This window comes from Yersinia canariae (assembly GCF_009831415.1).
Taxonomy (GTDB): Bacteria; Pseudomonadota; Gammaproteobacteria; order Enterobacterales; family Enterobacteriaceae; genus Yersinia; species Yersinia canariae.
The window spans coordinates 196,040-208,852 of the sequence record NZ_CP043727.1; the positions used below are offsets into that span (position 1 = coordinate 196,040).

A 12,813-nucleotide genomic window follows, 5' to 3' on the forward strand; every position below is an offset into this window, starting at 1 on the left:
TAGGAGATCGTATGAAAGGCATAATTCTGGCTGGTGGCTCCGGCACGAGGTTGCACCCCATCACCCGTGGTGTCTCTAAGCAACTGCTTCCCGTTTATGATAAGCCGATGATTTACTACCCGCTGTCAGTGCTGATGCTGGCGGGTATCCGCGATGTCCTGATTATTTCTACTCCAGAAGATTTACCTTCTTTCCAGCGTTTGCTGGGTAATGGTGAAGAATTTGGTATTAATCTGAGTTATGCCGCACAACCTAGCCCTGATGGGCTGGCACAAGCATTTATCATTGGTGAAGAGTTTATCGGCAATGAGCCTTGTTGTTTGGTGCTCGGCGATAATATCTATTTTGGTCAGGGCTTTAGCCCAAAACTGAAAACTGTCGCGGCGCGTGAGCACGGCGCGACTGTTTTCGGCTATCAAGTCATGGATCCAGAACGTTTTGGTGTGGTGGAGTTTGATGATGACTTCCGCGCATTATCCATAGAAGAAAAACCAAGTCAGCCGAAATCCAACTGGGCCGTCACTGGGCTTTATTTCTATGATAATCAAGTAGTTGAATTCGCTAAGCAAGTTAAGCCTTCTTCCCGTGGTGAGCTGGAAATAACCAGTATCAACCAGATGTATTTAGAGCGTGGGGAGTTGACGGTGGAATTATTGGGCCGTGGCTTTGCCTGGCTCGACACCGGGACACATGACAGTCTGATTGAAGCTAGCACTTTCGTGCAAACCGTTGAAAAACGTCAAGGTTTCAAAATTGCCTGTCTGGAAGAAATCTCTTGGCGCAATGGTTGGTTGGACGACGACGGCGTCAGACGCGCCGCCACCGCGTTGGCTAAAACCGGCTATGGTAAATATCTGTTGGACTTGCTTCATGCCCGTCCACGCCAGTATTGAGCCGCTGGCCTGGGAAAGTGAATTTTTCCAGCGCCAAAGTGCAAAACTGAATTTCTCCAACTCAGCCCCGCAACTTGATCCGGCTGAGTTGGATGCTTTTACCCTTACCCAAGCCAAAGTACCAACCCATCGCCTTGATCTTATTGATGCTCTCGGTCAGCTTGGTTTCAAGCTGGTTGAAGGCGAAGTTGACTTAGCACTGTCAGTGGCTGATGCAGTTGGCACAGAAAATGCAACACCGCAGAGTGAGGCCGGAACCTATCAACATAGGGTAGCAATCCCCGAGGATATCCCGCTATTGCGCGGTGTTGCCGCCAAGGCTTTTGCATTGAGTCGTTTTCGCGCGCCGTGGTATGACCCACAGGACAGCGGGCGGTTTTATGCATTATGGGCTGAAAAGGCGGTATTGGGCACCTTCGACCATCAATGTTTGTTGGTGATGGATTCAGCGGGGCAGCCGGCGGGGTTTGTCACCTTACGTGATTTACAAGATGGCTGCGCCCGTATTGGCCTGTTGGCGGTATTCCCGGATGCGCAGGGTAAAGGCATAGGTTCATTATTAATGTCGGCGGCAAAGCAGTGGTGCCAGAGTCATGGATTACACCGGTTACGGGTGGCCACACAAATGAGCAATATTGCTGCTTTACGTCTTTATATTCGCAGTGGTGCTTCGATTGAGAGCACCGCGTATTGGTTATGCAGGGGATGAGATGATTCCATTTAACGCTCCACCGGTAGTCGGCACTGAACTGGGTTATATGCAGGATGCAATGAATAGCGGGAAACTGTGTGGCGATGGCGGCTTTACCCATCGTTGCCAGCAGTGGATGGAACAGCGTTTTAACTGCCCAAAAGTCTTGCTGACCCCGTCTTGCACCGCCTCACTGGAAATGGCCGCGTTATTGCTGGATATAAAACCCGGTGATGAAGTGATCATGCCGAGTTTCACTTTTGTGTCGACCGCCAATGCTTTTGTGCTGCGCGGCGCGAAAATGGTGTTTGTGGATATTCGTCCAGACACCATGAATATTGATGAAACCAAGATTGAAGCGGCTATCACCGATAAAACCAAGGTTATCGTACCGGTCCATTACGCGGGTGTTGCCTGTGAGATGGACACCATCATGGCGCTGGCGAAAAAGCATAATTTATTTGTGGTAGAAGATGCCGCGCAGGGCGTGATGTCGACTTACAAAGGTAAGGCTCTGGGCACTATCGGCCATATCGGCTGTTTTAGCTTCCATGAAACCAAGAATTACACCGCGGGCGGTGAAGGTGGTGCAACCCTGATTAATGACCCGTCATTGATTGACCGCGCTGAAATCATCCGCGAGAAAGGGACCAATCGCAGTCAGTTCTTCCGTGGTCAGGTCGACAAATATACTTGGCGTGACATTGGCTCTAGCTATTTGATGTCTGATTTACAGGCCGCATATCTATGGGGCCAGTTAGAAGCCGCAGATAAAATCAATGAACGTCGTCTGGCGCTGTGGCATACCTATTATAATGCTTTCAAGCCCTTGGCTGATGCCGGGCGTCTCGATTTGCCCGTTATTCCGGACAATGTGGTACAGAATGCGCACATGTTTTATATCAAATTGCGTGACATTGAAGAGCGCTCAGCATTTATCAGCTACTTAAAAGAAGCTGAAATCATGTCGGTATTCCACTACATTCCACTGCATGCTTGTCCGGCTGGCGAGGAATTTGGTCGTATGGATGGTGAAGACCGCTTTACGACTAAGGAAAGTGAACGTCTGGTTCGTTTGCCAATCTTCTATAACCTGACTGATGTGAATCAGAGCACGGTCATTAATACTGTTCTGAGTTTCTTCGCCTGATATGTCTCTGGCAAAAGCATCGATTTGGACTGCTGGCTCTACGCTAATTAAGATCGGCGTAGGGCTGTTAGTGGTTAAGCTGCTGGCGGTGACCTTTGGCCCCAGTGGTGTCGGGCAGGCGGGTAACTTCCGCCAGCTAATTACGGTATTGGGCGTGCTCTCGGGCGCCGGTATCTTTAACGGTATTACTAAATATGTTGCTGAATATCATCAGCAGCCTGAACGTTTGCGAGCCGTTTTAGGGACTTCATCAGCAATTGTGCTGGGTTTTTCCACTCTGTTGGCATTGATTTTCCTGTTGACGGCCAAACCTGTCAGCATTGCGTTATTTGGTCATGCTGATTACCAGAATGTAGTACGGGCGGTGGCATTTATCCAGATGGGTATTGCCTATGCCAACCTATTTTTGGCGATTCTCAAAGGCTATCGTGATGCCATGGGAAATGCGCTGGCAGTGATCGGCGGCAGCCTTATTGGTGTGGCCGCGTATTATCTCTGTTTTCGGATAGGCGGTTATCCCGGAGCGCTGGTGGGGCTGGCATTGGTTCCCGCTTTAGTGGTTATTCCTGCGGCCGTAATGCTGATTCGGCGCAAGACTATTCCCTTAAGTTACCTTAAACTTAGCTGGGATAAAGCATTAGCTAGCCATTTGGGTAAGTTTACCATCATGGCGTTGATTACTTCGGTGACCTTGCCAGTTGCTTATGTGATGATGCGTAACTTGCTGGCTGACCGCTATGGGTGGGATGCCGTAGGTATCTGGCAAGGGGTGAGCAGTATTTCAGATGCTTACCTACAATTTATTACCGCGTCATTTACCGTCTATTTGTTGCCGACGCTTTCAAGGCTTAAAGCTAAAGCAGATATTTCTCGTGAAATTCTGCGCTCATTGAAATTTGTGTTACCGGCAGTGGCAACCGCCAGTTTGATGGTCTGGTTATTACGTGATTTTGCTATCTGGCTGCTATTTTCTCACCAGTTTACGGCCATGCGCGACCTTTTTGCCTGGCAGTTGGTCGGCGATGTGCTGAAGGTTGGGTCGTATGTATTTGGCTATTTGGTGATTGCCAAAGCATCTTTGCGTTTTTACATTCTGACGGAAGTCAGCCAGTTCTTACTGTTGACCGGGTTTGCCCATTGGTTAATTCCAATGAATGGCTCTTTGGGCGCGGCACAGGCCTATATGGCGACTTATATTGTCTATTTTGCGCTCTGTAGCTGCGTATTCCTTATGTATCGTAGACATTCATCACCGTAAACACTCTGTACAGTAGAAAAAAATGACAACCCTGATTCATGTACTGGGATCTGATATCCCGCACCATAATCTGACTGTATTGCGCTTCTTTAATGATGTGCTAACGGCTCGTGTGTCCGCAGAACAAGCCCGTCATTTTATGGTGGCGGCAAAAGAAACTGCCCCCTTTTCATCATTCCCTCAGTTGGATATAGAGACGCACAGCAATAAGAAAGCCTTGGCGGAGGCGGTTATTGCCCGTGCACAGGCTTCTCGCGATACGCGTTTCTTCTGGCACGGGCAGTTTAATGCCACTTTATGGCTGGCGTTGTTGAGTGGGAAAATCAAGCCGAACCAAGTTTATTGGCATATTTGGGGTGCGGATTTATATGAAGATGCCAAAAGCTGGAAATTCCGCTTATTCTACCTGTTGCGCCGTATTGCACAGGGGCGGGTGGGCCACGTTTTTGCGACCCGTGGCGATTTAATTCATTTCCAACAGCGCCACCCTCGGGTGCCGGCGTCACTGCTTTATTTCCCGACCCGCATGGACCCGGCTTTAACGGGCGTCAATATTGATAAGCCACTGGCGGGGCCAATGACGATTTTGGTGGGGAATTCAGGCGACACCACCAACCGCCATATTGAGGCGCTAAAGGCGATTCATCAGCAATTTGGCCCTGATGCCAGGGTTATTCTGCCGATGGGTTACCCGGCTAATAATGAGCTGTATATTGAACAGGTTAGGCAGGCGGGGTTGGCGCTGTTTGTGCAAGATAACCTGCGCATCCTGACAGAACAGATCCCGTTTGATGATTATCTGAATATCCTGCGTGAATGCGATTTGGGCTATTTTATTTTTAATCGTCAGCAAGGTATCGGCACGCTGTGTTTATTAACTCAGTTTGGCGTACCTTTTGTTTTAAGCCGTAAGAATCCATTCTGGCAAGATTTAGCTGAGCAGCATATTCCGGTGCTTTTCTATGGCGATTCATTGAACGAGCCGTTGATCCGCGAGGCGCAGCGGCAATTAGCAGGGTTAGATAAGCACAATATTGCGTTCTTCAACCCTAATTATATTGAGGGTTGGCAACAGGCGCTGGCACTTGCCGCAGGAGAACATCCATGACGCTGGGGCAATTTGGCGGTCTTTTCAGCGTCTATCTGATAGCCGTTATTTTTATCCTGACATTGACGTATCAGGAGTTTCGGCGTGTGCGCTTTAACTTCAACGTGCTGTTTTCAATGCTCTATTTGCTGACGTTCTACTTTGGCTTCCCACTCACTTGCATGTTGGTGTTCCAGTTTGACGTCGCGGTGGTGCCGGTTGAGTACTTACTGTATGCCATGCTCTCTGCCACGGCGTTCTACGGCATTTACTATGTGAGTTATAAGACTCGCCTGCGCAAGCCACGTAGCCAGCCGAGAGCACCGATATTCACCATGAATCGGGTTGAAACCAATCTGACCTGGATACTGTTGGCGCTGGTGGCTATCGGCACTGTCGGTATCTTCTTCATGCAGAATGGTTTCTTGCTCTTTAAGCTGGATTCTTACAGCAAAATTTTCTCCAGTGATGTCTCTGGTGTGGCGCTGAAGCGCTTTTTCTACTTCTTCATTCCGGCGATGTTAGTGGTTTATTTCCTAAAGCAGGATATGCGCGCCTGGTTTTTCTTTCTGGCCAGCACGGTGGCGTTTGGCATCCTGACCTATGTTATTGTCGGCGGCACCCGCGCTAATATCATCATCGCATTCTCATTATTCCTGTTTATTGGCATCGTTCGCGGCTGGATAACCTTGTGGATGCTTGCTGCTGCCGGGGTCTTTGGGATTGTCGGCATGTTCTGGCTGGCGCTAAAACGTTACGGTTTGGATGTGAATGGTGCCGAGGCGTTTTATACTTTCCTTTACCTGACGCGGGATACTTTCTCGCCGTGGGAAAATCTTGGGTTGTTACTTCAGAATTACGACAAAATAGATTTTCAGGGATTAGCGCCGATTATCCGTGATTTCTATGTATTTATTCCTAGCTCTTTGTGGCCAGCACGCCCAGATTTGGTACTGAATACTGCCAATTACTTCACTTGGGATGTGCTCGATAACCACTCTGGGCTGGCTATCTCCCCGACCTTGATTGGGTCTTTAGTGGTGATGGGCGGGGTGCTGTTTATCCCGCTGGGTGCCATCGTAGTGGGGTTAATTATTAAATGGTTCGACTGGTTGTATGAGCAAGGCAAAGCAGAGAAGAATCGCTACAAAGCGGCCATCCTGCAAAGCTTCTGCTTTGGCGCGGTATTTAACATCATCGTGTTGGCTCGGGAAGGGTTAGATTCCTTTGTCTCGCGGGTGGTATTTTTCTGCGTAATTTTTGGTGCCTGTCTGGTACTGGCGAAATTGTTGTATTGGTTGTTCGATACGGCGGGTTTGATAAAGCAACGGGTACAGCGACGTATTAGTACACCGAAGCCGTTATCCATGTCTCAAGCGAGCAGCCAACAGTAAGGATCGTGATGGAACAGAATACTGCTATTCCAAAATCTATTGATATTCCAAAATACAGTGTCCGCGGTTTTGACATCTGGGGCTTTCGTGACATGACTCAGGCGCTGGATCATCTGCTGAGCAGTGGCCCGGTAAAAACGGGGACTTTAGTGGCAATGAATGCAGAGAAACTGCTGAAAGCCGAAGACGATGCCGCTCTGCGTGAACTGATCAGTGAAGCAGAATACTTGTATGCCGATGGTATCAGCATGGTGCGCGCCATCCGCCGTAAATATCCGCAGGCAAAACTGTCACGAGTGGCAGGGGCTGACTTGTGGGAGGCTCTGATGCAGCGCGCGGGCCAGCAAGGGACGCCGGTATTTTTAGTCGGCGGTAAACCTGATGTTCTGGCCGAAACTGAAGCCAAATTGCGCGCGCAATGGAATGTGAATCTGGTGGGGAGTCAGGACGGGTATTTCACCCCAGAACAGCGGGAAGCCCTGTTTGCGCGGATTGCTGCCAGCGGTGCGGCAATTGTCACTGTAGCCATGGGGTCACCTAAACAAGAAATGTTTATGCGTGATTGCCGTAAGGTATATCCCGATGCCCTCTATATGGGGGTTGGCGGGACTTACGACGTCTTTACCGGCCATGTTAAACGTGCGCCTAAGATATGGCAGAACTTGGGGTTGGAATGGCTCTATCGCCTCCTGGCTCAGCCCAGCCGCATCCGTCGCCAATTCAAGTTACTCAAGTTTGTCGGTTATTATTACAGCGGTCGCTTGTAATAGCCGTTATAGCATCAGGGTCTTGCTGGCTCTGGTGCTATAAAGCCTCTCTTATCCATTCCGCAGATTAATACTATCCCGCCTTAATTTCATTCTGGAATCAATTGTCTGGTTTTTATTCCATAAAGTTTTAGTTTCTTGTTTGCTAATCTGACTCAGATACGGAACGATACTGGCCGGTTACGGCTTTTGCGGTTATTACCGCTTTTTTATGGTCGCATTCCTATTATTTAATCTGCATTAATAATTAAGCTAAATATTTCATTTGGTCGTTGATTTTGTATTGAATAACAACAACAACCGGGCAATCCGGAGCAGACACACCAGTCGGTTTATAGAGGATATATGGCAGACAACGAAGAGAAAAAAGGATTACACCGTGGGCTGGAAGCCCGACATATCGAACTGATAGCGTTGGGCGGTACCATTGGTGTTGGGTTATTTATGGGCTCCGCCAGTACATTAAAATGGGCTGGGCCATCGGTATTACTGGCTTATATTATTGCCGGTTTGTTTGTATTTTTCATTATGCGATCCATGGGTGAAATGCTCTACCTGGAACCAGTTGCCGGCTCTTTTGCCGTTTACGCCCATAAATATCTCAGCCCCTATTTTGGCTACCTGACCGCTTGGGGTTATTGGTTTATGTGGATAGCGGTGGGGATATCTGAAATTACCGCGATTGGTGTATATGTCCAGTTTTGGTTCCCCGAAATTCCCCAATGGTTACCGGCTATTGCTGGGGTGGCGATAGTCGCGCTCGCTAATCTCGCGGCGGTCAGACTGTATGGCGAGCTGGAATTTTGGTTTGCGATGATCAAAGTGACCACCATCATTGTGATGATTCTGGTGGGGTTAGGGGTTATTTTCTTTGGTTTTGGTAATCATGGGCAACCTATCGGTTTTGATAACCTGACGGCCCACGGCGGCTTCTTTGCTGGAGGCTGGAAAGGCTTCATGTTTGCGCTGTGTATTGTGGTGGCATCCTATCAAGGGGTCGAACTGGTCGGCATTACTGCGGGCGAAGCCAGAAATCCTCAGGTCACACTAAAACGTGCTATCAATAACATCCTTTGGCGCATCCTGATTTTCTATGTCGGGGCGATTTTTGTGATTGTGACTATTTTCCCATGGGACGGCATCGGTACCGGGGGCAGCCCATTTGTATTGACCTTTGCCAAGATTGGAATAGTTTCAGCCGCGGGAATTATCAACTTTGTGGTGCTCACAGCCGCACTGTCGGGGTGTAACAGCGGCATGTACAGCGGCGGGCGTATGCTATATGCCCTGGCGAAGAACCGTCAGTTACCGGCTTGCTTGACGAAATTATCTGCCAGCGGTGTTCCGGTCTATTGTATTGCCGTCACGATTTTATGCCTGATGGTCGGATCTAGCCTTAACTACATTATTCCCAACCCACAGCAGGTGTTTGTGTATGTTTACAGCGCCAGTGTGCTGCCGGGCATGGTGCCATGGTTCGTGGTGTTGGTGAGCCAGCTACGTTTTCGTCAGGTGCATGTTGAGGCGCTGAAACAGCATCCGTTTAAATCCATCATGTTCCCCTATGTAAACTACCTCACAATCGCTTTCCTGATTTGTGTGCTGGTGGGGATGGGGCTTAACCCAGATACCCGTTTATCTTTATTGGTCGGGGTGATTTTCCTTGGTTTGGTGACGGTATGCTACTTTAGCTTGGGGATGCATAAAAAGGTGTCTGTCGAAACATCTCCTGTGGTTTCAAGTCCAGATGGACTAAAACGGCCATAAAACCAGCGAAAAGGGTGGGGCGGGGGCTATCAATAGCTGACTTTTGTGGCAGAGTGAGCAAAGCGTAAGCAAACGCATCATTTCTTCTAAAAAAGCACTAGACAGCCAAGCATTAAAACCGTAGTATCCCCACCCGCAACGGCGCTAAGCGCCCGTAGCTCAGCTGGATAGAGCGCTGCCCTCCGGAGGCAGAGGTCTCAGGTTCGAATCCTGTCGGGCGCACCATTAATTTTGTGTGCAAGAGCTGCGGTGGTAAGATTGCCGCGTAGGACGAAGTAAGCTGTATGAAGTGATGGTGGCTATAGCTCAGTTGGTAGAGCCCTGGATTGTGATTCCAGTTGTCGTGGGTTCGAGCCCCATTAGCCACCCCAAATTTTTGTGGAACATGCGATGGTGGCGGAATTGGTAGACGCGCTAGCTTCAGGTGTTAGTGTCCTTACGGACGTGAGGGTTCAAGTCCCTCCCTTCGCACCACACAAAACATGTAAATTTTATTAAGATTTACATGGACATAGGTCGAAAGACCATGTAAAGTGAGTAGTAAGAAATCGGCGAGTAGCGCAGCTTGGTAGCGCAACTGGTTTGGGACCAGTGGGTCGGAGGTTCGAATCCTCTCTCGCCGACCAATTTCAGAAAAAACCCCGCAATGCGGGGTTTTTTTTCGTTTGTATTTTGTCCCGCTTTTGTTTCTATAAGAAGTTTGCATAGAATCCATTCCAACATCACTTCCCTCTTATCATCCCACCCAGACAACTGTTGTTGTTCATTCCAATTGCATAAGAAGCCATTATTGGCTCCCTTTGATCAAATGGCAGAGCCAGACCTTTTATTTATCAGCACAAAAGATAATTATCAGCAGAAAAGATAAGTGTTGGTTTTCTGCGACAAAAGTTGAATGCTTTGTCTCTAAACAGAGACATCTAATAGATTGATAAATATTAAGAAAAAAAATGATGGGCTATAGCGTCGTTTTGTAGCGACAGATCACTCTGATGAGATGAAATGCTGTGCCGCGAGTAAGAGGTATTGCATAGCAAGTTTAAGTAAAAATAAAACTATTAATTATCAGTTAATTATAGATATTTTCATCAATGGATGAGCAAAATAACGGCCAATTTTACGATTTGGCACGCTAAGTGCAATACCTACTGTGTAGATGCTCATCCCACTTATTATGACAGCTTGGTTTTTATAGCCAATTGAGCTTCATAAACCCAGGGATGACGCAGAGCCGATTTTAGGGTGCCTATTGTCCATGTAAACGATGTTGAATATCTTCATCACATACCGGGCATAACGTTGAGTGAGGCGCCGACATTGTTGTCTGTAGACCTGAAAATTTTAGACGCTTGCCGAAATGGGCAAGCGTTTTTTTTGCATAAAACAAAAAGGCTCCCGAAGGAGCCTTTAGATGACGAATAAAACTGAACCGAGAGGAAACGTGCCCTTAGGCGTGGTCGCTCCTTGGCCCACAAATCATTAAAGCGATTCGCCATTCTGCCGCAGTGTGAGTAATAGCCCCTCACGGCGGGCCTGCGCAGCATCCTCAGGACGGTGTAGTTTATCCAGGGCATCAGCCAGCCATGCATAATCATATCCATCAGGGCGCTGCTCAAGTGCGGCTTTAAAAGCCTCACGGGCTTTTTCCCATTCACCATGTTTCAGCATCAACTGCCCCAAGGTGCTATTGAGCAACGGTGTGGCACCATGTTGTTTGATATGCTGGCGTAATGATTTCTCCAATGGTTCTGGATTGCCGGACTTCAGGCGCGGAATCAGCAGCACCAACCGCTCATCATATTGGCGTTTCAGGCCATCGAGAATGATTTGCTGGGCCACATCACTATCATCACATTCAATCAGGTGCTCCGCCAAGGCCACTTGCAGCGGGATCTCATTGCGTACTTTACGGCTTTGGCCCTTCCACCAGCGTTTGAGACCATCGCTCCCTTCTTCTGCCATACACTGATTCATCATGCCAATATATGCTTGCTGTTCCAGCGCGGCTATCTCGTCAGCGGTATGCACCTGGACTTTGCTCATTGCCGGTAAAATTTCCAGCAATGAACTGTAAGCACCTGAGCGCAAATAAGCCTGTTCTGCCAAACGCAAGACTTCCGGATGGCGCGGAGCTTGGTCCAATAACCTATCAACACCATGGCGTGCAGCATGAACATGCCCTTGCGCCAACTGAATTCGTACTCGAGTGATATCAACGGGTAATTGGTCGGTATCGGCCACTTCCGCAGCACGCTCAAGATACTGATTAGTACGGAATTCATCCCCTCGCTGCTGGGCTGCTTCTGCTGCCAGTAGGTAGTTCACCATCGGCTGTTCCGCGTGATCGGCATTGCGCGTCAGTAACTTCTCAACTTGCTTGAAATCACCTTCAGCCAATTTGATCAGTGCGGCTCTGGTTTGCTTGCGGGCACGGGTACGTTTCCGGCCCAGGAACCAGCCACGGGTACGTGCGCCCGTGCGGAAGATGCGGCGCAATATCCATTCCACTATCAGGAAAGCCACCAGCACCAATACCAACATAATGACCAAACCGGTCACACTGGTTTCGACGTTATAGTTGTCGGTTTGGATCAATACATAACCCTGATGACCGGCCAGCATGGGGCCAAGGACGATACCGGCGGTCAGGATGAGGAATAACAGTAAGACTCGCAGCATACTTATTCCCCCTGAGCGGCGACTGGCGCTTGTGCCAGTAAGTTACGAACCCGGGTTTGCATCAATTTTTCCAGCATCGGCTGGCTTTTCAATTGATCAGGTACGTCCATTGAAATTGACTGCTGGCTCAAGCTCTCCAGTTCATCCAAGAAAGCCTTGGTATTCGGGTCATTCACATCAAAATAGGCACGAATCCAAGTGGAAATCGTCTCTAGCGACTGTTTATACACTTCGTCCTGATGACGAGGTACGGCTTGAGCCGCAACCAGCAGGCGGGAGCGGATATTTTCACGTAAATAAACATCCTGATTCGGTGCGAGCAGTGGCTCTGCGCTACTATCACGGCGGCGAATGGTAATAAAGTCTGACATAAAGCTGCGCCAGCTTTTGGTCAGATTCTGACGCCACTCGGCTAACGAACTGGACAGCTCATCGCTGTTGGCATCCATGGGTGAGTCATCGATATTGTTATCAGCCAGACGCAGGTTATCGACTTGATTCGACAATTGATTCAGTTTGAGAATAATGCCGTCGAAATCGACCTGAGTGACAGCAGAAAGGGCACTGATATCTTCAGTCAATGCGCGGCGCACATCTATAAGGCTTGGGTCATTCATATCAGCCAGGCTGGCATCCGCGCTTTTCAGCAATGTGGCTGCCGTGGTGACATCTTGATCACTCCAGAGTTTACGACCCGCCATTTTCACCAGAAAGTCAGCTTGCGCCAGCAACCAGGTTTTGGCGTCGCTTCCTGAAATCGTGGCGACTTTTTCCTGTAACTCATTAAGTTGGCGCGTCAGAGATATTTGCTGGCGGTCAGCGGCTTCCAGTGCTTTGCCTTGCTGTTGTAATAATGACTCAAGCTGCTGTTTTTCCTGTGATTGGCTCTGCTTAAGTTCCGCCAACTGTTCTTGCAACGCAAGCGTTGCGGCATCTTGTAACTGAGCCTGCTGGTGTCCGTGATAATAAAGCCCGGCACCTAGCGCAATGGCCAGTGCGATAGCAATGGCTCCCAGAATTGGCCCGGTTCGTTTCTCCCGGCGGATTTCTGGAGCTGGCTGTTGGTGCCTCTCAGCCGCGGTGGTTGTCTCTTCCACTGGTGCGGATGGGGTATTTTGTTCCGTCAT

10 protein-coding genes and 4 tRNA genes are annotated in these 12,813 nt (G+C 49.0%); 12 read left to right on the forward strand and 2 right to left on the reverse strand.

Going from position 1 to position 12,813, the window contains the following annotated elements; genetic code table 11:
• Nucleotides 1-11: 11 nt before the first annotated feature.
• From rfbA to F0T03_RS00925, 12 genes are all read left to right on the forward strand, one after another.
• Nucleotides 12-893, forward strand: coding sequence for a glucose-1-phosphate thymidylyltransferase RfbA (gene rfbA, locus F0T03_RS00870; RefSeq protein ID WP_159677053.1), 882 nt, complete (start codon nucleotides 12-14; stop codon nucleotides 891-893).
• Nucleotides 871-1,602, forward strand: a complete 732-nt coding sequence (rffC, locus tag F0T03_RS00875) for a dTDP-4-amino-4,6-dideoxy-D-galactose acyltransferase (protein ID WP_159677054.1) — start codon at nucleotides 871-873, stop codon at nucleotides 1,600-1,602. The genes rfbA and rffC overlap by 23 nt, the downstream gene beginning before the upstream one ends.
• A gap of 1 nt (nucleotide 1,603) precedes the next feature.
• On the forward strand, nucleotides 1,604-2,734 hold the full coding sequence (rffA, locus tag F0T03_RS00880) for a dTDP-4-amino-4,6-dideoxygalactose transaminase (RefSeq protein WP_159677055.1): 1,131 nt from the start codon (nucleotides 1,604-1,606) through the stop codon (nucleotides 2,732-2,734).
• Between the two features lies 1 nt (nucleotide 2,735).
• Nucleotides 2,736-3,992, forward strand: a complete 1,257-nt coding sequence (gene wzxE, locus F0T03_RS00885; RefSeq protein ID WP_145556056.1) for a lipid III flippase WzxE — start codon at nucleotides 2,736-2,738, stop codon at nucleotides 3,990-3,992.
• Nucleotides 3,993-4,014: 22 nt separating this feature from the next.
• Nucleotides 4,015-5,100: a TDP-N-acetylfucosamine:lipid II N-acetylfucosaminyltransferase gene (locus tag F0T03_RS00890; protein WP_159677056.1), complete on the forward strand. Its 1,086-nt coding sequence runs from the start codon at nucleotides 4,015-4,017 to the stop codon at nucleotides 5,098-5,100.
• The gene (wzyE, locus tag F0T03_RS00895) at nucleotides 5,097-6,473 is read left to right on the forward strand and encodes an ECA oligosaccharide polymerase (protein WP_145556058.1); all 1,377 of its coding nucleotides are present in this window, start codon (nucleotides 5,097-5,099) and stop codon (nucleotides 6,471-6,473) included. Before F0T03_RS00890 ends, wzyE begins: the two co-directional genes overlap by 4 nt.
• An 8-nt stretch (nucleotides 6,474-6,481) precedes the next feature.
• Entirely contained in the window at nucleotides 6,482-7,240 is a 759-nt protein-coding gene (wecG, locus tag F0T03_RS00900; protein ID WP_145556059.1) for a lipopolysaccharide N-acetylmannosaminouronosyltransferase, read from the forward strand.
• A 345-nt stretch (nucleotides 7,241-7,585) separates the two neighbouring features.
• Entirely contained in the window at nucleotides 7,586-9,007 is a 1,422-nt protein-coding gene (thrP, locus tag F0T03_RS00905; protein WP_145556060.1) for a bifunctional threonine/serine APC transporter ThrP, read from the forward strand.
• Between the two features lie 148 nt (nucleotides 9,008-9,155).
• Nucleotides 9,156-9,232, forward strand: a tRNA-Arg gene (locus tag F0T03_RS00910).
• Nucleotides 9,233-9,302: 70 nt separating this feature from the next.
• Nucleotides 9,303-9,378, forward strand: a tRNA-His gene (locus F0T03_RS00915).
• Nucleotides 9,379-9,394: 16 nt separating this feature from the next.
• Nucleotides 9,395-9,481: transfer RNA gene (locus F0T03_RS00920), tRNA-Leu, on the forward strand.
• Nucleotides 9,482-9,556: 75 nt separating this feature from the next.
• Nucleotides 9,557-9,633: transfer RNA gene (locus F0T03_RS00925), tRNA-Pro, on the forward strand.
• A gap of 853 nt (nucleotides 9,634-10,486) precedes the next feature.
• Here F0T03_RS00925 and hemY read toward each other — a convergent pair.
• The gene (gene hemY / locus F0T03_RS00930; protein WP_159677057.1) at nucleotides 10,487-11,686 is read right to left on the reverse strand and encodes a protoheme IX biogenesis protein HemY; all 1,200 of its coding nucleotides are present in this window, start codon (nucleotides 11,684-11,686) and stop codon (nucleotides 10,487-10,489) included.
• A gap of 2 nt (nucleotides 11,687-11,688) precedes the next feature.
• A complete protein-coding gene (hemX, locus tag F0T03_RS00935) occupies nucleotides 11,689-12,813 on the reverse strand; it encodes a uroporphyrinogen-III C-methyltransferase (RefSeq protein ID WP_145556062.1) in 1,125 nt (374 codons plus the stop codon).